At 59.3% G+C, this 25508-nt stretch carries 19 protein-coding genes, 1 tRNA gene and 1 pseudogene; 11 read left to right on the top strand and 10 right to left on the bottom strand.

Features of this window, described 5'->3' with window-relative positions; genetic code table 11:
- Positions 1-58: 58 nt before the first annotated feature.
- Both AC07OO_RS11330 and AC07OO_RS11325 read right to left on the bottom strand, forming a co-directional pair.
- Complete coding sequence (locus AC07OO_RS11330) at positions 59-1411, bottom strand: hypothetical protein (protein ID WP_495082211.1); 1353 nt, start codon at positions 1409-1411, stop codon at positions 59-61.
- 184 nt (positions 1412-1595) lie between these two features.
- Positions 1596-5162 (bottom strand): EAL domain-containing protein, encoded by a 3567-nt coding sequence (locus AC07OO_RS11325; RefSeq protein ID WP_495082210.1) that lies wholly within the window; start codon positions 5160-5162, stop codon positions 1596-1598.
- 248 nt (positions 5163-5410) lie between these two features.
- Here AC07OO_RS11325 and AC07OO_RS11320 point away from each other — a divergent pair, with 248 nt between their 5' ends.
- The 8 genes and pseudogenes from AC07OO_RS11320 to AC07OO_RS11285 all read left to right on the top strand — a co-directional run bounded on the left by AC07OO_RS11320 (position 5411) and on the right by AC07OO_RS11285 (position 11860).
- Complete coding sequence (locus AC07OO_RS11320) at positions 5411-5692, top strand: HU family DNA-binding protein (protein ID WP_495082209.1); 282 nt, start codon at positions 5411-5413, stop codon at positions 5690-5692.
- Positions 5693-5793: 101 nt separating this feature from the next.
- The gene (locus tag AC07OO_RS11315; RefSeq protein WP_495082208.1) at positions 5794-6237 is read left to right on the top strand and encodes a helix-turn-helix domain-containing protein; all 444 of its coding nucleotides are present in this window, start codon (positions 5794-5796) and stop codon (positions 6235-6237) included.
- Positions 6238-6340: 103 nt separating this feature from the next.
- Positions 6341-6976: a DUF922 domain-containing protein gene (locus AC07OO_RS11310; RefSeq protein ID WP_495082207.1), complete on the top strand. Its 636-nt coding sequence runs from the start codon at positions 6341-6343 to the stop codon at positions 6974-6976.
- Between the two features lie 160 nt (positions 6977-7136).
- A pseudogene (locus AC07OO_RS11305) lies at positions 7137-7394 on the top strand (IS3 family transposase); the annotation flags it as partial.
- A 209-nt stretch (positions 7395-7603) separates the two neighbouring features.
- Positions 7604-9106, top strand: a complete 1503-nt coding sequence (locus AC07OO_RS11300) for a T6SS phospholipase effector Tle1-like catalytic domain-containing protein (RefSeq protein ID WP_495082206.1) — start codon at positions 7604-7606, stop codon at positions 9104-9106.
- Between the two features lie 331 nt (positions 9107-9437).
- Entirely contained in the window at positions 9438-9740 is a 303-nt protein-coding gene (locus AC07OO_RS11295) for a hypothetical protein (protein ID WP_495082205.1), read from the top strand.
- 183 nt (positions 9741-9923) lie between these two features.
- On the top strand, positions 9924-11396 hold the full coding sequence (locus tag AC07OO_RS11290; RefSeq protein WP_495082204.1) for a hypothetical protein: 1473 nt from the start codon (positions 9924-9926) through the stop codon (positions 11394-11396).
- Positions 11397-11539: 143 nt separating this feature from the next.
- Positions 11540-11860 carry a DUF2845 domain-containing protein gene (locus tag AC07OO_RS11285; RefSeq protein ID WP_495082203.1) on the top strand — a complete coding sequence of 107 codons (321 nt, stop codon included), beginning with the start codon at positions 11540-11542 and terminating at the stop codon, positions 11858-11860.
- Between the two features lie 979 nt (positions 11861-12839).
- Here AC07OO_RS11285 and AC07OO_RS11280 read toward each other — a convergent pair.
- The 4 genes from AC07OO_RS11280 to AC07OO_RS11265 all read right to left on the bottom strand — a co-directional run bounded on the left by AC07OO_RS11280 (position 12840) and on the right by AC07OO_RS11265 (position 15007).
- Positions 12840-13106: a hypothetical protein gene (locus AC07OO_RS11280; RefSeq protein ID WP_495082202.1), complete on the bottom strand. Its 267-nt coding sequence runs from the start codon at positions 13104-13106 to the stop codon at positions 12840-12842.
- A gap of 82 nt (positions 13107-13188) precedes the next feature.
- Entirely contained in the window at positions 13189-14175 is a 987-nt protein-coding gene (locus AC07OO_RS11275; protein WP_495082201.1) for a hypothetical protein, read from the bottom strand.
- A 237-nt stretch (positions 14176-14412) separates the two neighbouring features.
- Positions 14413-14502: transfer RNA gene (locus AC07OO_RS11270), tRNA-Ser, on the bottom strand.
- Positions 14503-14560: 58 nt separating this feature from the next.
- Entirely contained in the window at positions 14561-15007 is a 447-nt protein-coding gene (locus tag AC07OO_RS11265) for a hypothetical protein (RefSeq protein WP_495082200.1), read from the bottom strand.
- A 248-nt stretch (positions 15008-15255) separates the two neighbouring features.
- Here AC07OO_RS11265 and AC07OO_RS11260 point away from each other — a divergent pair, with 248 nt between their 5' ends.
- From AC07OO_RS11260 to AC07OO_RS11250, 3 genes are read left to right on the top strand one after another with little or no spacing between them, the layout of a single operon-like run.
- The gene (locus AC07OO_RS11260) at positions 15256-18195 is read left to right on the top strand and encodes a hybrid sensor histidine kinase/response regulator (RefSeq protein ID WP_495082199.1); all 2940 of its coding nucleotides are present in this window, start codon (positions 15256-15258) and stop codon (positions 18193-18195) included.
- 54 nt (positions 18196-18249) lie between these two features.
- Positions 18250-20022 carry a GAF domain-containing hybrid sensor histidine kinase/response regulator gene (locus tag AC07OO_RS11255; protein WP_495082198.1) on the top strand — a complete coding sequence of 591 codons (1773 nt, stop codon included), beginning with the start codon at positions 18250-18252 and terminating at the stop codon, positions 20020-20022.
- 37 nt (positions 20023-20059) lie between these two features.
- Entirely contained in the window at positions 20060-21709 is a 1650-nt protein-coding gene (locus AC07OO_RS11250; protein ID WP_495082197.1) for a SulP family inorganic anion transporter, read from the top strand.
- A gap of 5 nt (positions 21710-21714) precedes the next feature.
- Here the strand turns inward: AC07OO_RS11250 and ureG are convergent, their stop codons facing one another.
- From ureG to ureC, 4 genes are all read right to left on the bottom strand, one after another.
- The gene (gene ureG, locus AC07OO_RS11245; RefSeq protein ID WP_495082196.1) at positions 21715-22374 is read right to left on the bottom strand and encodes an urease accessory protein UreG; all 660 of its coding nucleotides are present in this window, start codon (positions 22372-22374) and stop codon (positions 21715-21717) included.
- A gap of 63 nt (positions 22375-22437) precedes the next feature.
- Positions 22438-23118, bottom strand: coding sequence for an urease accessory protein UreF (locus AC07OO_RS11240; RefSeq protein ID WP_495082195.1), 681 nt, complete (start codon positions 23116-23118; stop codon positions 22438-22440).
- A 21-nt stretch (positions 23119-23139) separates the two neighbouring features.
- Positions 23140-23787 carry an urease accessory protein UreE gene (gene ureE, locus AC07OO_RS11235; protein ID WP_495083335.1) on the bottom strand — a complete coding sequence of 216 codons (648 nt, stop codon included), beginning with the start codon at positions 23785-23787 and terminating at the stop codon, positions 23140-23142.
- A gap of 2 nt (positions 23788-23789) precedes the next feature.
- Positions 23790-25508 (bottom strand): urease subunit alpha, encoded by a 1719-nt coding sequence (ureC, locus tag AC07OO_RS11230; protein ID WP_495082194.1) that lies wholly within the window; start codon positions 25506-25508, stop codon positions 23790-23792.

Raw genomic sequence — 25508 nt, 5'->3', positions numbered from 1 at the left:
GGCTTGGAAGAAAAATGAAATGGGAGGTTGAGGTTGTGCTGTTGCTGCTGCGGGGCGATCAGTAGTCAAAGCGCAGATTGACCGAGAAATCGCTCTTGTCATACGAGTACAGATCGGCATTGCTGGTGTTGCGCAGCGTGCTGAATTGCGGCCGTACTGACAGGCCTTTGCCCAGTGTCCAGGTCATGCCCAGCGAAATGTCGTACAGCGATTCGTCGCGCGACAGCAGGTACAGGCTGTTGGTGCCCGAGTACTTGGAGTAGGTGGCCCCCATGGAAGCGTAGGCCCCAAACTTGTCGGCAAAACTCTTTTGCAGCGTCAGGCGCGGGCCATAGAAGCGCCGGTCGCCATCGTCGCGCCCGCCTACGCCTCGCTCGACGCCGAGCGATCCGGTTAGGCTGAAGATGGCGCTGCCCTCGGCCAGCGAGGTCAGCCAGCCCGCCGTCAGCGTGGTGGTCTGCGTGTCCTGGTTGCTCGACGTGCTGACCAGGTAGCGCGCGTCGCTGTACGAGGTGCCCAAGGAGAACTGGCTGTTGCCCATGCCCATGCGCCAGTCCAGCGTGGCGCCCCAGGTGTCACGGATGCGGGCCTGGTTCAACGAATACTGCTGGCCTGTCAGCCCGGCCCGCAGCAGCCAGGGACCGCCGGTGTAGCTCAGGCCAAAGCGGCTGTCCAGCGTGGCGTAGCCGGACTCGGTGTACTGCTGGTAGGCGCGGCCCCGGTAGTCGGCGCCGCCATACAGGCCCCATTGGTCGGTCAGCTTGTGGTTGATCTCGCCGCCCAAGCCGACCGTGCCGTAGTTGTCGGGCGTCTGTTTGCCGGTGGGCGGTGCGGGTGCATAGAGGCCGGTGGCTGGCAGGTTCACAGAGCCCAGGGCGGTGGCGCTGCCGATGTTGCTGTCAGAGCCCACACCCACTTCCACATACCCGGTGGCAATGGTGCGCTTGTTCTGGGCGCGGGCTTCGGCTGCCTTGGCGTACTGCTCCACCGAGCTGCGCAGGTCGGGCGGCAGGTTCTGGATGGACAGCACGGATTCAAACTCGATCTTGGCCCGGCCATAGTCGCCCAGCGCCATATAGGCCCGCCCCATGTCGGCCCGTATGCCGATATAGGAGGGCGTGACCGCCAGAATGCGCTCGTAGACAAAACTGGCTTTGCTCGGGCGGTTGCTCTCCAGCGCGGCCGTGCCCAGCAGGTAGTCATACACCTGGTCACCAGCACCGGCCACCTCCCAGGGCTCCAGCAGCGCATAGGCCGCCTCGTACTCGCGGGCCTTGAGCAGGCCCTCGGCCTTCTCCAGCAGGGCCAGGTCCACATCGGCCCAAGCCAGGGGCGCCAGCAGCGCCAGTCCTATGCAAACCGCGCTGCGCCGCCACCGTTGCGAGCCGCCAGCATCTGGGGGATAGGCCATGCCAAAGTCCTTTCACGGCCCCTGCGCGGACGCGGGGCGATTTTTGTGTCGATATGCACCAAGTATAGAAAGGCCGAGGGGGCTTGGGTGGAAATTTTGGGGGTGGGATGGAGAGCTGGGGTGGGAGGGGGTGGCAATCAAAGCGCTATAGTTGTAGTAGCGCGTTGGGTCCATTCCACGAGGGCTACAGGCGAAAGTGCGATGGGTCGGCAGTGCCGGGAGCCACATCAGCTGGAGCCGGTAGCGAAGCGGGCCGGTAGAGTCGAAAGGCATTGCGCACATGGCCGCGCAATAGATCTTCGTCCCAGGGCTTGGTCAGAAACTTGAACACAGATCCCTGGTTCACGCTGTCTATCACCACATCAAGCTCGGTGTACCCCGACAAGATGATGCGGATCGTGTCCGGGTACAAGCTCTTCACGATGGTCAGAAATTGGGTTCCCGACATTTCCGGCATGCGTTGGTCGGAGATGATCACCTGCACTTCGTGATTGGCCAGCATCTCCAGGCCCTCCTTACCGCTGGCGGCCAGCAGCACACGGTAGCCTTCCTTGCGCAGCAATCGGTTGAGGGCCGACAGGTTGCCCGGCTCGTCGTCAACAATCAACAGCGTCTCTTTGGCTGCTGACGGCGCAGTGGCAAGGTTCAGGCCCTTTTCATCACGCAGCATGGCGCCAAAAACGGCCGGAACCACCGCGGGGCTGAAGTAATACCCCTGCAACTGGTCACAGTGCAGTTGGCGCAAAAAGCGCAACTGCCCCTCGGTTTCCACGCCTTCTGCCACGACCTTCAGTTTCAGGCTGTGTGCCATGGCAATGACGGCGGTGACGATGGCCGCATCGCCCGGCTTGGTCGTGACGTCGTGGACGAAGGAGCGGTCGATCTTGACAAAGTCGAAGGGAAAGCGCTGCAGGTAGGCCAGTGAGGAATAGCCGGTGCCGAAATCGTCCAGCGACAACACGGCACCCATCGCCTTGAGCGCGCGCAGATCGGCGATCGCCTGCTCCGGGTCATCCATGACCACCGATTCGGTCAACTCAAACTCCAGATACCGCTGCTCCAGGCCGTGCCGCGCGGTGGCCTGCGCAATGGTCTGCATCAGCGCGCCTTTTTTGAACTGCAGCGCCGACAGATTGACCGCCACCGGCACGATCTCAATACCCTGCTGCCGCCAGGCCGCCTGCTGCGCGCAGACGGCGTCGATGATCCAGGCGCCCAGGGGCACGATCAAGCCCGTGACCTCGCACAAGGCAATGAATTGCGTGGGTGGCACCATGCCTTGCTGGGGATGCTGCCAGCGGATGAGGGCTTCGGCACTGGCGATGCGCCCGCTGACGAGGTCCACACGCGGTTGGTAATGGACCACAAACTGCTGTTCGTCCAGCGCGGTGCGCAAGGCGCTTTCCAGCGCAATCCGGGCCGCATTGGCGGCGTTCATCTGCGGTGCGTAGTACTGCACGCGAACACCGGAAGACTTGGCGTTCTTCAGCGCGATCTCAGCGTGCAGCAGCAGGGATTCAGCATCGACACCATCGCTTGGGAACAGGGCCAGGCCGGCGCGTGCCGACACGCTCATGTCCTTGTCCTCGAGCAGGAACGCCGCTTCGATGGTGTCCAGCAGGGTTTGTTCAACCCGCGCGGCGGCGGCGGCCCCATCCGCCAGGTCGTTCAAGATCACGGCAAAGGAGTCGCCGGCCAGCCGCGCAACGCTGAACGGCGCCTTCAAAACGCCCGTCAGACGTTCCCCCACCATGCGCAGCACGGCGTCGCCGGCGCTGTGGCCCAGCACGTCGTTGATTTGCCCAAACCGGTCCAGATTGACCAACACCACGCAGGCAACGGCCTCGCCCGGGTCACGGTCGCGCAAGGACTGGTTCAGCCGGTCCCGGAACAGCGCCCGGTTAGGTAAGCCGGTCAACTCGTCGTAATGGGCGAGAAAGCTCAGCCGCTCGGCGTTGTCGATGAACTGCAAGGCAAAGTTGACATCCGCAACCAGCTTGTCGAGCAACTTCATCTCTTCTGCATCGAAAAATCCGGTGCTGTCCGCGCACAGGACCATGACCCCCACGGCGTGGCCACCCAAGGTCAGGGGCAGGGCCGCCAACGCGCGGAACCCGAACTCGGCCAGGTCCGGCGCGACCTGTGCCAACTCCGGGGCGGCGGCGATGTCGTTGCAGATGACCGGGCGCTGCTCGCGCACTGCGACGCAGGCAGGCCTGGCGCTGGCGGGCGTGTCGGGTCGTGCAGTGAGTGATATGCGCTGAAGGATGTCGGCGTTGCCGCCACACCATGCGACGACGCGGCCGTCCAGGGTGTCAGGGTCTATCACGCCGATCCACGCCATCATGAACAAGCCTTCCTCCACGGCCACACGGCAGGCCTCTGGGAACAGCGCGTCGCGGGTGTGGATGCGTGCAATGGCGGCATTGATGCCGCTGGAAACCGCAAGGATGCGGTTGAGGCGGGCGATCCGCTCGTGCTGCTGCTCTTGTTCGGTAACGTCCTGTATCGTGTTGAACCAGCGCAACCTCCCATCTGCGGACGCGTATCCCGGCAAGGGCTCCAGGATCTGCCGGAACTGGACCACGCCGCCGTCGGGGCGGCACACGCGGTAGGCCACGCTGGTGCGATCGGCCGTTTGAGCAGCCTGTATGCAGGCCTCTCGAAACTTTGCCCTGTCATCCGGATGCACGATGTCCAGCCAGTGGCGCGTCGTCGGCGGTATGTCGGTGGGCCCCAGACCTATCAACAGCGGCAGCGTATCCGACCAGCTTTCGAACGATCCGTCCGGTCCCGTGATCACATGTGCGCTCTTGTTCAGCACCTGAGCGCGGCGCAGACCGGCCTCGCTCTCCTGTAGCCGGCTGCTGACGCGTTTGCGGTCATCCTCCTGCTCCTGGTACAGCAAGGAAAAGGAGACATCGCCCGCGAGTTCGACCAGTAGCTTCAGTTCAGCCGCGTCGAAATAATCTTCTACCGCGGCAAACAACAACAGGACGCCCGCCACGCGATCACCCACCAGCAGTGGAAACGCAGCCATGGAACGAATACCGAGCCCGGCCGCCGCGTCGCGCCAGGAGGCGTATTCAGAGGCGCGGCACAGGTCATTGCAAACGACGGGCTGTTGCGTTCGCATGGCCTGGCGTGCCAGTCCATCGTTGCTGGGCGTGAAGACCCATTCCGCACCGGCCTTGGCCACCATCGTGGCATGGGTCGCGCCGGGGGCCAGCTCGCCAATGCAGGCCGAGACAAATTCGCCCTCCACGGTGGCGATGCGGCAGGTTTCGGCGAACAGGGTGGCCCGGTCGCGGGCCCGGACGATGGCGGAATTGATGCCGCTTAACACCGCGTAAATGCGGTTCAGGCGCGTGACCTTGTCCTGCGCCAGCAGGCGCTCGGTGACGTCGTGGGCCAACACGAACTTGCAGTCCAGTCCGTGGAACACCAGCGGGTGGGACGTGATCTCCACATCGATGTGCGAGCCGTCCTTTTTCAGGTGCTGCCATACACCCGATCTTTCTATCGTTTGCAGGCGCGGTTGCTGCAAGTTGTCGTGCAGCCTGGCCCACTCGGCGGACGGCCTGATGTCGCGAATGGTCATGGCCAGAAATTCGGCCTCGCTGTATCCATAGTGCACGACCGCCGCCGTATTGACGGCCTGAAACCGGAGCGTGTCCAGGTCATACACCCACATGGGCACGGGGTGGGCCTTGAACAGCGCGAGAAGAGCGGTGTCGTCGGTATTGATCACAGGGCAACCAGGAGTGATTGTTTTGTACAACTTGCGCGAAACCGCTTCTACCATCCTTGCGGGGTAGCCACTCGCTCTTCGTTTAGAACCAAAGACCGTGCAATAACTATACGCCTTTCACACGATGAAGCGTATGCACGGGAGTGCCTCTACACACCCGTCCTTCATCGTTCACGTAGAGGCACTCGGAAGCAGTTACTGCAGGCATGCCAAAATTCAGGCCTAACGTGTTTTTTTGGAGCAAACTTTTGAACAAAGCAGAACTGATTGAAGCCCTGGTCAAAGAGACAGAAATGTCCAAGGCCGCCGCCGGCCGGACCATTGATGCCCTGGTGCAGATCATCACCAAGACGGTTGCCAAGAAGGAGGACGTCCAATTGATTGGCTTCGGAACCTTCAAGGCGACCAAGCGGGCAGCGCGCAAGGGCAAGAACCCCCGCACTGGCGAGCCGCTCAAGATCGCAGCGGCAACCCTGCCAAAGTTCACGGCGGGCGCTGCATTCAAGGCCGCTGTGAACAAGAGAAAGTAAGCGGTAAGCCATCCGGCATGACCGTCGAGGCGCCAGTGGCCAAAGCCGCTGTCGCCTTTTTCGTTGGAACAAACACAAAAAACAAGAATTGGAAACTACCCATGAGTTCGTTGATTGATTCCCTTAAATCTGAGATTGCCCGTGTTGCCCGTAAAGAACTCAAGGACGAGCTGCAGTCCTTGCGAAAGCTCACTACTGCGCATCGCTCGGAGATTGCTGGTTTGAAACGTCAGATCAAGTCCCTGGCATCGGATCTCAAGACTGTCAAGCGAACCGCGGGGTCGGCCGCCAAAGACGCATCCGCCACTGCTAAAAAAGACGCGATGCCTCCCGGCCGCATCCGCTTCACGGCGGAACGGTTTGCGGCGCTCCGGGCGAAGCTGGGCCTGACCCAAGCTGAAATGGCCAAGGTATTGAGCGCGTCTGCGCTGTCCGTGCACAAGTGGGAATCTGGGGCCGCACATCCACGTGCGGCGCAGTTGCAGAAGATCGCTTCCGCCATGAAGCTGGGCAAACGGGAGGTGGCTCTGCTGCTTCAAAAGTGATGTGCGCAACGCGCGGATGCCAGCAAAACGTCCGCGCAAGTGGATACCAAGTTTGGGTAGCGCCAACCGTCAAAAAGCGGTTATTTCCCGCCAAAATGTAGCAATGAAGTCCATCGCCTTATTCGTTGCCCTGCTGTTGCACCACCTATCAGCCCATGCGGAGATATTCAGGTGCACAACAGGCGTATTCACAGACAAGCCTTGTCAGGAAGGCAATGGAGAGGTTATCAAGAGCGTTGCTTCCAATGCACTAGTGAAAATTGAGTTCATTGAAACAACGTCGTATTTCACAGTGGACGCCCCAACCCTTCAGGGAGTCAACACGATCTTCAAAGCGCAGACCTGGTCGGCTTACAACTACATGCACCCACCGACCATAAAGAGCACCACAAGAAGGAAAGGAAACGAGTGCGAGCTGGTGGAGGCAACGATCACGGTCACCAACGACAACCACATGCCAGTGTGGCCATACTATGACCAGGCAGACTTGGCATCCAAAAGAAGTTGGAACGCTTTCTACGAAGCAGCAGTTATTCACGAGAATGGCCACCGCGCTATCGCGCGTGAGTTCACCGTATTCCTGCGAGAGAAGCTGACGGGGGTAGGCCCCAAGCCCTGCGACACCCTGCAGCAATGGTTGGACGCGCAGCAAGCCCATGCGTGGACGCAGCTTCGAGAACGGCAAACAGCATACGACGATCAAACGCAGCACGGCATAGCCCAGATGGGGAGACGCTAGCGCTTCCGCAGCAATTGCGACCGCACCAGCTTGGTGATGACCTCTGAGCGCGTGAGGTTCTGGAGCCGCATATACACAGCCAGGCCGTCCACTGTTGATTTCCGCCGAAATCTGACCCACTGGGGTGCGGACAAAATTTTGGACTACCTGGAGGTAGTTCATGTATTCGTACGAAGATCGAGTCCGAGCAGTCAAGCTCTATATCAAGCTGGGCAAACGCACTGGTTTGACCATTCGGAAGTTGGGCTATCCAACAAAGAATTCACTGAAGAGTTGGCATCGGGAATATGAACAAAGTCTCGACTTGCGGTTGGGCTATATGCGGTCGCGCAAGTATTCTGATGAACAGAAGCAAGTGGCGGTTCAGCACTACCTTGACCATGATCGTTGCATTGCTTCAACCATGAAGGCAATGGGATAGCCGTGGTGAACAAAGAGGGTAGAAAACCACCCAACTCCCATAAACAGGGGATGGTAGTCTGTTCATCGATCTGTCATAGTTGATACATTCTGTTACATGGTGCGAAGCCCCACATTGCTCGTGGAGCCTCCAAAGAGAGGCACTGAAACGATCGGACTGTAGAGCTCAAAGACTGGTGGCCTTTGGAACTTGGGGGGAAAGAAGTAATGACAGTTCGTTGTCGCGCCGTTACGGCGTTCATGGCCGCGTGCGTTGGGCTAGCTCTAGCAGGCTGCTCTAGCATTTCTCACAAGGTTTCGGTCAGTGGAGTTACGGACATTGAAGAAGTACGTCATATCGCTGTATTTTTTGATGGAACAGCCAATGACGAGGGCTCCGATACCAACGTCAAGCGTCTTCACTCGCTGGTGACTTTGCAAAATCGCAGTGACATTGCCACGTTGTATATCCAAGGGGTTGGCACAAACTTTGACGCCATTGGCGCGGCCACTGGATCGGGCATCAACAAAAGGGTGCAGATCGCGTACGAGTTCATTCAAAGCAACTACCGGGTCAAGCCCGCCGGCGTTAAGCAGGACAAGATCTATATCTTCGGCTTTAGTCGCGGGGCTTATTCGGCGCGGATATTGGCTTCGTTGCTTTTCCATGCAGGCCTCCCGTATTCCGGTGATCGCGAGAACTGTCATATGAGTTCCTTCGAAGTCGCGGAGACAGTGCATTCTGCTGTAGCGCCAAAGGAGGCTGTATACGGCGCCGTAGATGAGCAGAGGCGGCGACAAATCGCACAGGACTGGTTGGCTAAAGTCAACGTGGATCCGAAGGAGCTTCCTGCAGCGCGTGGCTGTTTCACAACACCCAGCCCTTCCGTCGAGGTGGACGTGCTTGGAGTTTGGGATACGGTGGAAGCCTTGGGTTTCGCCGATTGGCCTAGCCGTATTGAGGATAAAGCTGGGCTCCACCAATACCTCGAGAGTGTGGATGTTCCAAATGCTCGCTACGGGGACAAGTTGTGCAACGTTCGCCATGCGTTTCATGCGGTTGCCATCGACGACAACCGCGCATGGATATTCACCCCTCTCTTGCTGACGAGACCGCATCAGTTTATCGGCTGCGAGATCCGCGATGGAAGGCCATATGCGCCTATGCTGACGCCGGCCGGAAAGATCATCCCGGGGCGGTTGAAGGAAGTTTGGTTTGCAGGGGCCCACTCCGACCTTGGCGGTGGTTATGGCAATAGCGCCTTGAGCGGCGTCAGTCTGAATTGGATGATCAAGCAACTCAAAGAAGAAGCGGGGGCTGAAAAGATGGGTCTGTTGCCAGAAGGTGCCGGCGTTCGAGAAGATGCATTCGGCTCAAGCCATAACCCGTCCACTGGCTTCTTTAACCTCACGTACCACAACATCCACCGAGACTTGTACAGATACATGCTTGGACTACAAGCTCCCATTGGAGCCGTACCAACTGATCCCAGTCCAGTAGATATATACAAAGGGACGATATGTGTGCACCCGTCGGTGTTTGAGCGTCGCGGGCGATTGCCGCCCCAACCTTACGAAAGCCCACAACTGCATCTGAAAAGCGAGGGCGTGGCCTATCTCAAGCTCCAACCAATTGAACCCAAGTTGCCTTGGACTTGGTTTGTGCAGGACGACGCCATGGCAAGCGAGCAACTGTTAGTCCAGCGTTATCCCAACTGCACCAATATGTGAGGTTGCAATGAACTTTGTTGCTCGCTCCTTCTTGGTAATAGTCTGTTTGTCAGTCTTCGGTTGCGCGTCAATCGAATATGAGCCCGTCTTTGTAGATTCCGCGATACCTTCGATTGGCGGCAAGCTGCTATCTGACCAACCATCATGCCCGGCTCGGCTCCCGGTCGGTAGCACTTGTGCGGCCGTAGTTCGGGCTCAGAACTGGTATTCCGACACTGGCCTGCGCGTGAAAAAAGGCGAGTCATATTGCATCCGAACTCCGAAGGGACAGGTATGGTTTGACGCCAGTCGTAGAAACAGTCCGCCCTACGGAGAAAGCGGAAGTCCCGGTATGAATCTATTCAAGTCGCTTAAGCGTCATGATGCTCCATGGTTCACGTTGATGGCCGGAGTCGTGGAATTTCAAGGCGACGAAATGCAGACGAGCCAAGCCCTGAAGGCATTCCCATTGCGCCAGTCCAAACGCATGGACGAAGGCGGGAAGCTCGACATAACAGATATCGGTGCTTTAGTGATATATCCGAACGATGCAAGCGGAGCGGAATACTTCTACGCTAACAACAGTGGCCAAATTTGGGTGCAGGTCTCACACGTTAAGTCGGCCGAAGTTTGTACAGACACGCTGATTCCTTAACTGAGGGTTTGTTGCGCTTGATGAGGCCGGTGACCAGTGACCGTGGCATGTCGTCTTACGCTCCCGCCTTGCAAGCCACTCCTCAGGCGCGTGGTGGATGAGCTCGCGAGCAAAAATACTCCAAAACTCAATGAGCACAGAGCGCTCGAAACCATATAACGGCTTGATAAGAAGGACGCATCAATGGAATCTACAGAATCTCGGCTGCTGTGGTTGAGTAAGTTGAAACCACTTTGGATGCTGTTGACTGGTGGCGCTTTCGTTAGTTTTTCTGGTAGCGCACTGACGCTGTTCTATTTCTGGAGCATTGGTGGTATACCAATTGGCCAAATCTCGAACACTGGGGCTTTGGCGAAAGTGGTGTGCTCTACTGCGTTCGTCCTAGCCATGGTTTTTCTGATGATTTGGTTGGCGCCAAGTATCTTGCTGTTGAATGTCACGCATGACAGATTTTTTGCATCTCGTTTGCGCCGAATGTTCAGGAAGACTAGCAATGTAAGCCTCGCTGCAAATAAGCAGGCATCGCATCAACCTGTTGAACCATTGGGTACCGCTCAACCGTCCGATAAGCCGTTGCAAGTGATATCAGAAGGGGCGGTCAGCGCGACGGCGCAGGAGGCATCCCCTTTGCGTATAGCCCTAAATCCTAGGCGACTGTTTTTGTTTGCAGCTGCTACGGTGGGCATGGGATGCCTAGGTCTTACCTTGGCAATGCTTGGTGTGGGTACTGATGAGCACAATGAATGGCAATTGCAGACTTGGCTAGTTTGCATGGTCCTCCCATTGCTTCTGATGACGCTCTTTCTTTCAATGTTGTGGAGACGGTTTGACAAGGCGTCGGAGGGTGATGTTATTGAAGAGGAGCAACTAGCGTACCAAGGGCAGGAAGCCGACGCTAAGGTTGGCTGGTTCTTCCTTGGCTATGGTTCAGCTCTAGTGGCGCTACTTCCACTGCTCTGGTTGCTTGCATATTTCATTAAGACAGACTTTCTTCTTGAAAACGAGTCCGTTCTGGCCTTCTTCTTCGGAGCTTTTGTTATCTCGATCGGGATAGTTTCGGCGTATGCATCAAGCTTGGCCGTCTTTTTGCACCATAGGCATGGCGTTGCCGTGCGTTGGACCGTGGCGATTTCGCTTAACGCTGCAATTCTTGTGGCGGTCGTTCTGATTCTCGGAGTCTCGCCAAGAGCGCTTGAGTCAGTAATGATGATGGCGTCGGTGCGAGTTGAGCACGCAGTGATGCTGCTAGAAACCGAGGGATGCGAGCAAATGGAGTCCATGCAGGCGATAGGGTGGGGGCGCACTCCCGGCGGACCCAATAAGTATTGTCTGCTCTATGACGTAACTATTCAATCTACATTGGAGCCTGAGGCCCAAGTTGCATGCTGGCGTGGAACCGTTAGCAAGAAGCGAAAGGCAAGCGCCACGCCACCAGAGAAATCTGTTGTGGTCGCCACGCCTGCGGTGACCCCAACGGCGGCGTCTTCTACGCTTGCCGAGCCTCAGAAGCAACAAATCATTGTTGAAATGGAGGGTGGACGAGGTTCTTTCACCATACCCTCGAAATATGTTCGGTCGGTTTGGAAAGCTGGAAGCGCTATGCGGGAGTATCCGTTGAATGTATGCCCGCAGTCGCTCAAGATCGTGAGTAGCTAGATTTCGCGAATGTATCCATTTGCGGTAGCCGCAGTACGCGGGCAACTATGTAGCCACTGATAGCTTCACATACGCTCCATTTTCTCGCTGCAAGTCCAAAATACTGTGTTTCTAATCCCTTGCGCAATAGAAGGAGCAATCTGATGGAAATTGTCGTTCTCATACTTATCGTGGCGGTGCCTTGGTTTTTGATCTCAGCTCACAATACAAAAAAGCGTCGGGAAGCCTTACTCAAAAAATACGGCAATGCGGATGTTGTCGATCGGATCATGCGCAAATTATTTTGGCAAGGGCAGACGCGGGAGCAATTGATAGACTCAATTGGAAAACCCATCGATATCGAGACGAAGGTTCTAAAGACAAAGTCTAAGGAGACATGGAAATACAACCGGGTTAGCAAAACCAGATTCAGTCTTCGAATTGTTCTAGAAAATGAAATAGTTGTTGGCTGGGAGAAGAAATGACTGGAGTGAGCAGCCTCCTAGCCGTCCGAGAGAAGACAGCGGAGTTCTTTGAACTTCACTGGCCGAAGCAATGGGGGCAATTCCCTCAATGGGGCGAGAGGTGGAATATGCGCAAAGACCACTCAAATCACGTTCTTAGCGGATGCTATCTTCTTCTAGACGTTGACGAAAGGTTGCTCTACATAGGCAAAGCATCGCGCTCTGTGAAAGGTGCGTTGGCACGTAGATTACTAGGACACGTCGTTCAGCCCGAATCGGATCGGCTGACATACGGATTCAACCGAAACCGCTGGCCAACAGCAAGCGCAGTCCACACACTGGGCTTCCCCGATGGACAGGACTACTTGGCAGTTTCCCTGGAAGCCTACCTCATCTGGCATTGCTCGCCTCAAGGAAATCGACATGGCCGACCAATTACCTCGCCATGAAGTCACGGTACGGCATGCAGCCGGTCGTAGCAAGCAGAGACTATGGTCAGTCCAGAGAAAAATTTTGCCCAGACTCGTGCGTTGACGAGCGCATGTCCTTTCGCTGCCCGAGAGGCCTTGTCGCTCAAAGCCAGTGCTGGAAATTCTTGCCGTTCATCGCCTTTTGCAAGGCTCTGGATGCTCCGCGACTTCCGCCGATTCGCGTGGCGCGCATCCTTTCCTGATTTACAGCAACCACCTCTTTCGCTCCTGCCTTCCATGACTTGCTTGCCCTTGATGTTTCGGTGAAAAAATCATGGCATGGCGGTCCATGGGGGCATGGTTTTAGACTGCGATGGTCTGGAAACCCGCATGGATACAGGGGGGTGTCAATTTTCCCCGTCGTTATTGGGTTTGCGGGGGCATCGGTCTGGAAAGCCAATGCTGGCGCGGGCTCCCAAGGGGTAGGGCTTCAAAAGCCGATAGATTTCGCTTCTTACGCGGTTGTGGATTTTTTGGCGACGCAACGCAGCTGGCTGCTTCCAATGTCGAGCCTCCTAGGGTGTTTGGGGCTAAATCGGGCCGCGTTTGCCCGCGTCTGAGGATCTAGCAGCGGGGAGTTTGAAAGCCGACTGATAATGAAACGAAGGGATCTTTGAGATCTGGCTACCGCCCCTCACCAGTTGGTCAGCTACTTTGCCCGCCAGCATGTGAGATAGAAGCAAACGTTCTAAGCGGGCGTCAAGTAGCGCAGCTCCAACAAGAGCCGCACCACGGTCAGACTCCTTCTGAAACTCCTCCAGGAATTCGGTCATGTACTCAATATCGGGTTCAGTCATGGTTCATATTCAATTCATTGCCATCTGTTGCAAGGTGAGTCTTCAAGCGAGAAGTCGTTCACCTCAGTTGGAGAGCAAAAATCTAGGTGCCCGGTTTCGCCTGTGCCCGTTTTTTGGACGCTGAAGTGTCGTCTTTGCGGCAAAGAGTAATGTATGTTTTCTCAGGCTCATTTACGTGGTGCAGTTCAACCTCCCAACTGGAACCCATCATGCGCTGTGGTTGGAAGGATGCTGTTTGCGAGATTACTCTATCCGAATCAAAGTGCCTGTATTCAACGGCCTTCGAAATCGGAACGTCTGTTTCAACGATGCGCAATGCCCCGTAGAAGTCGAGTCGCTTAATTCGGATGTGGCCGACTGGAGTTTCGACCATCAATTCGTTGGTCTGATCGAAACCGCCCCAGCTCGTGTGGACCAGCTTTGGGCTATCTGGGTATACGCCCTCGTAGCAGTCGTTGACTTCCGCAAGTGTTCTCACAAAAGCCTCGGTTAGATTGAAGCGAACTTTCTCTAGTTGGAAATACAGAATTCGAGAATGGTCATCCCCGTCCGTTTCTCCAAAGTCGCGCCCAAGTGCGCTTGTTCCTGCTTCAACCCATTCTTCGGGCTCGTCGTAGTGAAAAATCACATTTACGTGATGCAAGTCTTGAAATTTCCAAATCACTTGCATCTCGGAGAGCTTCAGCCAGCTGGCGAATTCCGCTGGTTGCAAGCTCTGAACCTCTCGCAATTCAATTCCCCCGGCAAGTGCCGCTATACGTGCTCCAGAGCTGAACCCTGTGGTTGATACAGCCGTAACCACATCAAATTTTCCTATTGCCTTGCGCCCTACGAGTTGCTCAAGCCAAGGTCTACCCGCAGCGCCACCCGCAGGCCGGTCACGGCATTCAATGAGCCAAGAGAATGCTCCCTCGTTTCTCCGCCCACGAATTACAACGTCAAGCTCGTCAATTTGGACGCCGTCATCGTCGAATGAGCGGACGTTTGTCTTCAATTCAAAGCCCGGTGGTAGCAGTAGTCCCTCGATAAACGCAACCAGCGATTCAAGTGATTTCCCGTCCTTTGCCATGGGCTTCTCCTTGAATTATTGGCGGTTGCTTTGTAGTTTGACGGCTTGGACTAATAGGTAGGAGTGGATATCTCCAAGGTCAAAGTACAGCATTAAAAGCAGGAAAAGTCTACTTGGCGAACTCCCCAGGGTGGAAGCCATTGCCGCACAGTCTCACAACGTGCCAAGCAACACGGTGGGTAGAAAGGTGGGTAGAAGTACCCAACCGCCCGGGAGCCCTTGAGAAAAAAGGCCCGGTGGCGGAAGCGGTGAGATTCGAACTCACGGAGGACTCACATCCTCGCCGGTTTTCAAGACCGGTGCCTTAAACCGCTCGGCCAAGCTTCCAGAGGCGCATATTCTAACCGCAAGCCTATCCGTGGCGCTTGGTCGCGGCGGGTTGGTCTCAGCGCTCGGCTTTGATGCCCAGCAAATTATTGACCTCGGCCTTCACCTGGGGACTGGGGTCATATATGACGTGGAATGGTGAGTTGAACAGCCAGTGCTGGTAGGTCGTTGGCTTGCATTGGCTGAATATCAGCTTCATCAGCGCGACGTCGCGTTCGGATATGGGTATGGTGGGCTTGCGGTTGGCGGAAACCATGGCGTCAGTCACCGCGTAATCCGTCTTGATATCCACAGCGGCAACGATGTTGCATACCTGGGTGGCGTTCCAGTTCCAGCAAGAGCCTGTGCCGCAGCGTTCGGTTATCGCACCGCGAATGTCGCGCTTGGCCGCATCGACGGATGGTATGGAGGGCAGGTAGCTTGCGTCTTTGGGGTCGCCCGCGAAGCACCACGGTACTGCGAGCCACAGGCAGACGAATATCAAGAAGGCGTGTTGGTGGCGCATATCGGGCTTGCTTGTGGTGTCACGGGGTCTACAGTGATAGCGCCCAGTATGGCGCAGAAGTTGGCGGTCGGCTCGGTTGCCTGCATCCAAATGGCGCATTGCCGAATGCCCCAATTTTGGCGATGATGACGCCCGACACGGTAGGCGAACTGCGGGGCAAATACCTGCCGGCCAGAGACAGGCGCCAAGTACAAACAAAGCAATGGCAACAAGTAGAACAGTGCAACTGCACAAGGGAGTTCAGGTAGATGATTGCAGAACCCAGTGCGCCAGAGCGGCGTAGCGCGGCCCGGCCGGATGCGGACGTGGCGCGTTTGCAGGCGGCGGACAAGAAATTTGCGTTACTGGTCCAGTTCAACTGGGCCGTGGTGTTCTTCTCGGCCTTCTACGTGTTCGTCAGTTGGGCCATAGATTTCGAGCCCGGCATCTACATCATGGCCCTCAACGGCCTGCTGCTGCTGGCCAATTTGCTCTACATCGCCAAGGGTGGCAGCTACACGGTGGCGGCTAATGTGTATTTGTGCACCAACACGCTGGTGGCGGTGGCGGGCTGTACCTATTTTTCGGGCGGGCTGTATTCGCCGGTCATCCCCTGGTTTGCATTTGGCCCGGTCACGGCCACGCTGATGCTGGGCTTCAATCGCAACACCATTTTTTGGCTGCTCGTCAATTCAGCGTGTGTGCTGGTCTTTGGCATCATGGGCATGCTGGGCATAACCCTGCCCATGCTGTTCAACAAAGCCTATTCAGGCTTCTTTTTTGCAGCCTGCCAGATCGGCCTGGTGTTCACGCTGCTGATCCACACGCGGATTTTTGACTCCGAAAAGAACCGCGCTTTGGGCGAGGTGGAGAGCAAGAATGTGGAGTTGCACCTGGCCCTGCGCGACACGGCCCAGGCCCGCCAAAAAGCCGAGGCCGCCACGGCCACTAAGTCGGCCTTTCTGGCCAATATGAGCCATGAGATCCGCACGCCGATGAATGCCATCATTGGCATGTGCCACCTGGCGCTGAAGACGGACCTGACGCCGCGCCAGCGCGACTACCTGCACAAGGCCCAGCAGTCCAGCCAGCATCTGCTGGCCATCATCAACGACATTCTGGAGCTGTCCAAGGTGGAGTCGGGCAAGCTGGAGCTGGAGATTGGCGAATTCAGCCTGGAGCGCCTGTTGATCAAGGTGGCCGACCTGCTGGGCGACAAGGCTGAGGGCAAGGGGTTGGAGTTGCTGTTTGATGTGGCACAGGATGTGCCCGATGCGCTGAAGGGTGACGCCTTGCGCCTGAGCCAGATGCTGATCAATTACGCCGGCAATGCGCTGAAGTTCACCGATGCCGGAGAGATAGACATTCTGGTGCGCGTGCAAAGCAAGACCGATGACCAGCGCGTGGTGTTGCGCTTTGAGGTGCGCGACACCGGCATTGGTCTGACCGAAGACCAGATATCCAAACTGTTTCACAGCTTCCAGCAGGCCGATGTGTCCACCACACGCAAATACGGTGGCACGGGCCTGGGCCTGTCCATCACCAAGGTGCTGGCGCAGCAGATGGGGGGCGATGTGGGTGTGCACAGCGTGCCCGGCAAAGGCTCCACGTTCTGGTTCACGGTGAATCTGGAACTGGGCAGCCGCAGCACGCGCCGCCTCGAGCTGCAAAACGACATGCGGGGACGCCGGGTGCTGGTGGTAGACGATGTGGGAAACACCCGCCAGGTCTTGTCTGAAATGCTAAGCTGGATGCGTTTTGCGGTGGTCACCGTCGATACGGGCCAGGCGGCACTGCACGAGATTGCGCGCGCCGATGCCGCAGGCGAGCCCTATGAGGTGGTGTTGCTGGACTGGCACATGCCAGATGTGGATGGCGTCGCCACGGTGCGGGCACTGCAGGCCTTGTACTTGAAGCGTGTGCCCAAGCTGGTTGCGCTGACACAGCCGGGTGAAGACGTGGACATGCTGGCCGCGGCAAGCGGCGATGTGCAAGTTGGTGCCAAGCTGGGTAAGCCTGTGGCCCCGTCCAAATTGTTTGACACCTTGATGGACCTGCTGGCGGGTAGTCTGCAAAGGCTGGGCAGCGCCGCCGATGCGCGTGCCGGCCTGGCGCCTGATGCGCTGCAGGCGGTGCAGGGCGCCCGCATTCTGCTGGCCGAAGACAACGCTCTGAACCAGCAGGTGGCCAGCGAATTATTGCGCGATGCCGGCTTCATGGTCGACATCGCGGACGATGGCCGCATTGCCTGCGACATGGCCATGGCCGCCAGTGTTGCCGGCCAAGCCTATGACGTGATTCTGATGGATATGCAAATGCCCACCATGGACGGCCTGGAGGCCACGCGCCGCATACGGGCCACTCTGCAGGGTGGAGCCGTGCCCATTGTGGCCATGACGGCGAACGCCATGGCGTCGGACAAAGAGAAATGCCTGGCAGCCGGCATGGTCGACTTTGTGACCAAGCCCATAGACCCCGACGAGCTGTTCCGCGTGCTGCTGTACTGGATAGCCCCTCGCAGTGCGCCCGGGCCACAGACCACGGACTGGGCCAATACGACTGGGGGCTACTCCGCAGAATTTGTCGGTGAGGCTTTGCCGGCCTTTGTGGAAGGGCTGGACCAGGCCGCGGGCCTGCGTCGCGTCATGGGCAAGCAGCACCGCTACCTGGCGATGCTGCGCGCCTTTGCAGAGGCACAGGCCGGCACTCCCCAGGCCATCGCCCAGGCGCTGGCCGCCAACGACGTGCCCACTGCCACCCGCCTGGCCCACACACTCAAGGGGCTGGCCGGCAACATCGCGGCGGCGGAAGTGGTGCGCGCGGCCGAGGCCATGGAGCAGGCACTGCGCAGCCGTGCGGGCGAGGGCGTGCGGGCGGCCCTGCTGGACAACTTGACGACGGCGCTGCGTGCGCAAATAGCGGCCATCCACACGGCGTTGCCGCGCGAAGGCGGCCCCGATGCCGGCCGCCCGGCGCAGGCGGTGGACGCTGCGCGCTTGGCGGAGTTGTGCGCGCAGTTGGAGACCCTGTTGCGCAACGACGATGGCAATGCCGAGCGTTTGCTCAACGGGCACGCGAACCTGTTCCGGGTGGGTTTTGCGGCGCACTTCGCCGCCCTGCAAGCGGCGGTGAATGCCTTTGACAGCGAGCAGGCGCTGGTGGTGCTGCAAGAGGCCATGGCGGCGCAGCACATGGAGAGCGTACAGTGATAGCGCGCGTAGAATTTTCCAAAGCCCCATCCACCCCTTTGAAATGGTTTGGCTATGCAAATTGCAGAATTGCCGTCGACCGAACCCGCTAGATTGGCGGCATTGCACGCGCTGGATGTGTTGGACTCCGGGCCTGAGGAGGAGTTTGACGCGCTGATCAAGGTGGCATCGCTCGTGTGTGGCGTGCCCATTTCGTTGATCAGCCTGGTCGACAGCGAGCGCCAGTGGTTCAAGGCCAATCTGGGCTTGCCGGGTGTGTCGGAAACCTCACGCGACATTGCCTTTTGCGCCCACGCCATTCTGGACGACAGCCTGTTCGAAGTGCCCGATGCGACGCAGGACAAGCGCTTTGCCGACAACCCGCTGGTGACGGATGCGCCCGACATCCGCTTCTACGCCGGCGCGCCCATTGTGATGGACGACGGCAGTCGCATCGGCACGCTGTGCGTCATCGACCGCCAGCCGCGTCAGCTCAATGCTACGCAGCGCGAGATCGTCGGCAACCTGGCCATGGCCGCAGCCCATGCGCTGCAGGGGCGCCGCGCCATCCGTGCGCTGCAAGAGAATGCGATGGAGCTGGCTGCCAGCGAACTGAGCCTGAAGCAGGCGCGCGATAGTGCGCAGGCCGCCAATATTGCCAAGAGCCGCTTCCTGGCCACGATGAGCCACGAAATCCGCACGCCCATGAACGGCGTACTGGGCATGGCGCAGCTGTTGCAAGCACCGGGGCTGGCCGAGACGGAGCGCATCCAATACGCGCAAACCATTCTGACCAGTGGCCATACGCTGTTGGCGCTGCTCAATGACATCCTGGACCTGTCCAAGGTGGAGGCGGGCAAGCTGCAACTGGAGGCCAAGGCCTTTGACATGGCCGCGCTGCTGGGCAATACCCGCAACCTGTTTTCGGGTGCAGCCCAGGCCAAGGGCCTGCAACTGGATTGCCAGTGGCAAGGGCCGGTGGGGCAGCGGTACTCCGGCGATGTCCACCGCTTGGGGCAGATGCTGGCCAACCTGGTAGGTAACGCCATCAAGTTCACCACCACCGGCAGTGTGCGCATCGTTTGTGCAGAGCTGGGAGGGGACGCGGACTCGGACGGGGGCCGCAGGCGCCTCGAGTTTTCGGTGACCGACTCCGGGATTGGCATTGCGCCGGAAAACATAGGCCTGTTGTTCAAGCCGTTCTCACAAACCGACAGCTCAGTCACCCGCGAATTCGGTGGCACTGGGTTGGGGCTCTCGCTGGTGAGCATGCTGGCCCAGGCCATGGGCGGCGAGGTTGGGGTCAGTAGCACGCCGGGCAAGGGCGCGCGCTTTTGGTTCCGGGTTCCGGTGGAGGTATTGGCTTCGCAGCACGGCGATGGCAAAACCAGGGAGTCCACGCAGCCGAAGACCGACCTGCTGGGCTCGGGCGGGGCGTTGCGGGGTCACATCCTGGTGGCCGAAGACAACCCCGTCAATGCGATGGTGATGCGGTCGTTTGCCGCACGCCTGGGGCTCACGATGACGCTGGTGGGCGACGGGCAAAAGGCGGTGGACGCGATCACCCGGCAGGGTGCGGGCACACCGCACGCCCTGGTGCTGATGGATGTGCACATGCCGGTCATGGACGGCTATACGGCCATGGAGCAGATCCGCCAATGGGAGGCCGAGCAGCCCCAGCGGCCGCACATCCCCATCATCGCGCTGACGGCCGATGCCTTTGAAGAAGACCGCCAGCGCTGCCTGTCTGTCGGCATGGACGATTTCTTGTCCAAGCCCATTGCGATCGGCGTCTTGAAGACCGTGCTGGGCAAGTGGCTGGCGGCCACCACCGACAAGGTTTTGTAGAGCTGGGCCGTTGCGGCGGCTATAGTTCCGGGCATTTATGCACTGGATCAAACAGTACCGCAAAGAACTTCTGGCTGGCGATATGGCTGCCGGCGTCATCGTCGCGCTGATGCTGATCCCGCAAGGCATGGCCTATGCGCTGGTGGCAGGCCTGCCGCCAGTGACCGGGCTCTATGCCAGCCTGCTGCCGGCCGTGGCTTACGCGCTGCTAGGCAGCAGCATGGTGCAGTCGGTCGGGCCCATGGCCATCACGTCGCTGATGATTGGTACGGCCGTTGCCGCACTGGCACCCGCGAACAGCGCGCTGTTCCAGGTGCTGTCGCAACAACTGGCGCTGGCGGTGGGTGTGGTCCTGTTGCTGTGCGGCGTACTGCGCCTGGGTTTCTTGTCCAACTTCTTCAGCCGCCCGGTCATGAGTGGTTTTACCAGCGGTGCGGCGGTGGTCATTGCCGTGGGTCAGCTCAAGCCCTTGTTGGGGCTGTCGCATGGCTGGAGTGTGGCGGCCATCCATATGCCCAGCGTGGCGGTGGGCGCCGTGTCGTTGGCGCTGCTGGTGCTGGCGCGCTACGCTTTGCCCGCAGTGCTAAAACCATTGGGCGGCTGGGTGGCCGACATACTGCCCAAGCTGGCGCCGATATTTGTGGTGGTGGGTGCCACCGTTGCCGTGGCGGTGCTGGGGCTGGACGCAGCGGGTGTGCAAACGGTAGGTCAGATTCCGGCGGGTCTGCCCCACATTGGCATGGCGCTGTCGCCCGACCATTGGCGTAGCCTGTTGCTGCCGGCCCTGGTCATCGGTTTCATGGTCTTCCTGGCCAGCCAGTCGGCGGCGCAAGCGCTGGCCCAAAAGCGTGGCGAACGCATAGACACCAATCGCGAACTGCTAGGCCTGGGCGCGGCCAACCTGGCCAGTGCGGTCAGTGGTGGCTTTGTGGTGACGGGCAGTATTTCGCGTTCGGCGGTTAACTACGCAGCCGGTGCCAACACGCCGCTGGCGACCTTGTTCTCTGCGGGTCTGATCGCCATTGCGCTGTGTGTGCCCAATGCCTGGCTGTCACTGCTTCCCCTGCCGGCCATGGCGGCTACCATCATCATTGCGGTGCTGGGCATGGTGGATCTGTCCACCTTGTCCGAATCCTGGCGGCATGACCGCAGCGACGCCGCCACGCTGGTGGCCACCACCGCCGGTGTGTTGCTGCTGGGCGTGGAAGAGGGCGTGCTGATGGGCGTGGTGCTGTCCTTTGCATCGCTGATCTGGCGCAGTAGCCACCCGCACATCGCCATCGTCGGGCGCTTGCCGGGCACCGAGCACTTCCGCAACGAGGCACGCTATGCGGTGGAGACGCTGCCCCACGCGTTGATGCTGCGTATCGACTCCGACCTGGTGTTCAACAACACCGATGGCGTCGTGGACCGTATCGAACGCGAACTGCTGGCGCGGCCGGCCGTGAAGCACCTGGTGCTGGTGCTATCCGCCGTCAACATGGTGGACACGACCGCGCTGCTGGCGCTGAATGAGCTGAACAAGCACATGCGAGAGCAAAAGCGCTGCTTGCACCTGTGCGAGGTGAAAGGCCCGGTCATGGACCGGCTCAAACTCAGCAAACTGCTCGGCAAGGATTTGACAGGGCAGGTGTTCTTGAGCGCCGCACAGGCCTACGAACACCTTCTGGCCGAGAAGGCGGCTTAGCGTTTTCAGCCAGCGCGCAGCATGCCTTTGGTTTCGATAAAGGCGATGACGTCTTTCAATCCTGCTTGCGTTTTCAGATTGGTCATCACAAAAGGCTTCAAGCCCTTGGGCGTGGTGCGCATGCGGATGGTGTCCGCCTCCATCACCGCCAGGTCCGCGCCCACATAGGGCGCCAGGTCTGTCTTGTTGATGACAAACATATCGCTCTTGGTGATGCCGGGGCCACCCTTGCGCGGGATCTTTTCACCGGCCGCTACGTCGATCACGTAGATCGTCAGGTCACTCAGCTCGGGGCTGAAGGTGGCGGCCAGGTTGTCGCCACCGCTTTCGACAAACACGATATCGGCATTGGGGAAGTCCACCAGCATGCGGTCAATGGCCTCCAGATTGATGGAGGCGTCTTCGCGTATGGCCGTGTGCGGGCAGCCGCCCGTCTCCACACCCATGATGCGCTCGGCCGGCAGTGCGCCGCTGACGGTCAGCAGGCGCTGGTCTTCCTTGGTGTAGATGTCGTTGGTAATGGCCACCAGGTCGTATTGCGCGCGCATGGCCTTGCACAGCATCTCCAGCAGCGTGGTCTTGCCCGAGCCCACGGGGCCGCCTATGCCCACGCGCAGAGGGGGCAGGTGTTTGGTGCGGTTGGGTATGTGGTGCAGGGTAGACATGGTGCTTGGGGTGTTGGATGGTTGCTATTAATAGAAGAGCTACCTACGCAATACAGACGAGGGCTAGGACCTGAATAACCTGGAGTACTGTGTTTCGTGCTGGCTGCTGAGTATGGCCAGCATGGGCGTGAACGCCTGGCGGCTGTCGTCGGTGAAAGACAGAGCGTGGTCGATGGCGGCGGGTATCTCGGCCGTCAGCGCAGAGAGTATGCGTTGCCCTGCGCTCTGGCCCAGCGGGACTGATTTGATGGCAGCCTGGGCCATGTTCTCGGCCCAGCCAAAGGCGTAGGCCAGCAGGCACTCGCGTAGCGGTGCCTGTGTGGCACTGGCGGCCAGCGCGAAGGCGATGGGGTAGGTGGTGGGCGGCTGTTCGGCCAGCAGCGCAATCTGGGTTGGCGTGGCGGTGGTGTGGTTGCGCAGCCAGTCCAGCAGTGAGCGACCCATTTGCTCGGACTGCGCACGCAATTCGCTGCTCTCACGCGTTTGCAGCACCCAGGCATTCAGCGTGGCAACGCGGGCATGGTCCTGGTCGCGCCAAGCGGTGATGGCCTGGGCCACGGCGGGCAGGTCGGAGCGGCTCAGGCTCAAATGCAATTGGTCCACCAGCCAGGCCGAGGCATCGCCTTCCGTGGCGGCTCGCTCGGTATCCACGGCGGCTTCCAGGCATTCGGAATACGAGAAGCCGCCAATAGGCAGGGCCGGGGAGGCCAGCCACATCAGTTGCATCAGGCTGGAGTCGAGCATCGTCTTTCTTTTCGGAGAGGCTCAGTGTTTGTGGTCGTGGCCGCAGCCGGGGCCATGTACATGGGGCGCGGGGTCGGTAGCGGCGATGGGGATGGACGCAAGCTTTTGGCTGGCCGAGGGCTTGGCTTCGGCATGCTTGTGCGCGTGTCCCTGTTCATGGTCGTGACCATGCCCATGGCTGTGTTCATGCCCGGCATGCGCGTGCCCGTGCCCGCCCGACGCATAGGCGCCGCTCTCCGGCTCAAAGGCTTCGTCCACTGCGTGCACGATCAAATGCATGGCGCGCAGCATGTCGGCCAGCACATGGTCGGGCTCAATCTTCAGGTGGTCGGGTGTGAGCTCAATTGGCACATGCCGGTTGCCCAGGTGGTAGGCCGCGCGTAGCAGGTCAAAGGGCGTGCCATGCTCGGTGCAATGCGTGATCTTCAGCACCGCCTGCGGCGCGGCAATCACTTTGATCAAAGAGCCATCTTCCGCCACCAGCACATCCCCACCCCGCACGGCTGTGCCGCGCGGCAGGAACACGCCGATCTGCCGGCCCGCGGAGTCGGTTGCGTCAAAGCGGCTTTTTTGGCGGACGTCCCAGTCGAGCTCGACCGTGGAGGCGCGCTTCAGCAGAACGGAGGAGAGACCGGCGCCCTGCGGCAGGATTTTCGAGGCATGGATGATCATCAGAATAGAAAATAGCGTTGAGCCATCGGCAAGCTTACCGCAGGCTCGCACGTCAGCAACTGCCCATCCGCCCGCACGGTATAGGTCTGTGGGTCGATCTCCATCACTGGCAAGTAGCTGTTGTGCACCATGTGCTGCTTGCGCACGCCGCGCACGTTTTTCACGGCGGACACATTCTTGGCCAGGCCAAAACTTTCCTTCACGCCAGCGTCTAAGCCGGCTTGTGACACAAAGGTGAAGGAGCCCCGGTGCAGCGCGCCGCCGAAGGAGCCGAACATGGGTCGGTAGTGTACGGGCTGGGGTGTGGGGATAGACGCATTGGGGTCACCCATGGCGGCGTGGGCGATGAAGCCGCCTTTGAGAATCAGTGCGGGCTTGACGCCAAAGAAGGCGGGCTTGTAGATGACTAGGTCGGCCCATTTACCGACCTCGATACTGCCCACCTCGTGGCTGATGCCGTGGGCAATGGCAGGGTTGATCGTGTACTTGGCGATATAGCGCTTGGCGCGGAAGTTGTCATTGCGCGCACTGTCTTCGGGCAGGGTGCCGCGCTGGGCCTTCATCTTGTCCGCCGTCTGCCAAGTGCGGATGATGACCTCGCCGACGCGGCCCATGGCCTGGCTGTCGCTGCTCATCATGCTGATGGCGCCCAGGTCGTGCAGGATGTCTTCGGCCGCAATGGTCTCCTTGCGGATGCGACTTTCGGCAAAGGCCAAGTCTTCGGCAATGCCCGCGTCCAGGTGGTGACAGACCATCAGCATGTCCACATGCTCGTCCAGCGTGTTCTGGGTGTAGGGCATGGTGGGGTTGGTGGAGCTGGGCAGAAAGTTCGCCTGGCCCACCACGCGCAGGATGTCGGGTGCGTGGCCGCCGCCTGCGCCCTCGGTGTGGAAGGCGCACAGGCCTCTACCCTTGGTTGCGGCAATGGTGTCTTCCACAAAGCCCGACTCGTTGAGCGTGTCGGAATGGATGGCGACCTGCGTGTCGGTTGCATCGGCCACGTCCAGGCAGTTGCTGATGGCGCTGGGCGTGGTGCCCCAGTCCTCGTGCAGCTTCAAGCCAATGACACCGGCGTTGATCTGCTCGTGCAGCGCGGTGGGTAGCGATGCATTGCCCTTGCCCAGAAAGCCCAGGTTCATGGGAAAGGCATCGGCCGCCTGCAGCATGCGCTCAATATTCCAGGGGCCGGGGGTGCAGGTGGTGGCAAAGGTGCCGGTGGCGGGGCCTGTGCCGCCGCCCAACATGGTGGTGATGCCGCTGGAGAGAGCCTCTTCGATTTGCTGTGGGCAGATGAAGTGGATGTGGCTGTCGATGCCGCCGGCGGTGACGATGTTGCCCTCGCAGCTGATGATTTCGGTGCCGGGGCCGATGATGATGTCCACACCCGGTTGCGTGTCGGGGTTGCCGGCCTTGCCGATGGCGGCGATGCGCCCGCCCTTAAGCCCAATGTCGGCCTTGACAATGCCCCAGTGGTCGAGGATCAGCGCATTGGTCAGCACGCAATCCACAGCGCCCTCGGCGCGCGTCTTTTGCGACTGCGCCATGCCGTCGCGTATGGTCTTGCCGCCGCCAAACTTCACTTCTTCGCCGTAGCTGCCGGCTGCGAGTGTGTAGTCTTTCTCCACCTCGATCAGCAGGCCGGTGTCGGCCAGGCGCACACGGTCACCCACGGTGGGGCCAAAGATTTCCGCGTAGGCGCGGCGTCCTATGGTTGCCAT

The organism is Rhodoferax sp. GW821-FHT07G04, from assembly GCF_059418585.1.
The sequence above is the reverse complement of the archived record's forward strand: the minus strand, read 5'-3'. Positions and strand labels throughout refer to the sequence as shown.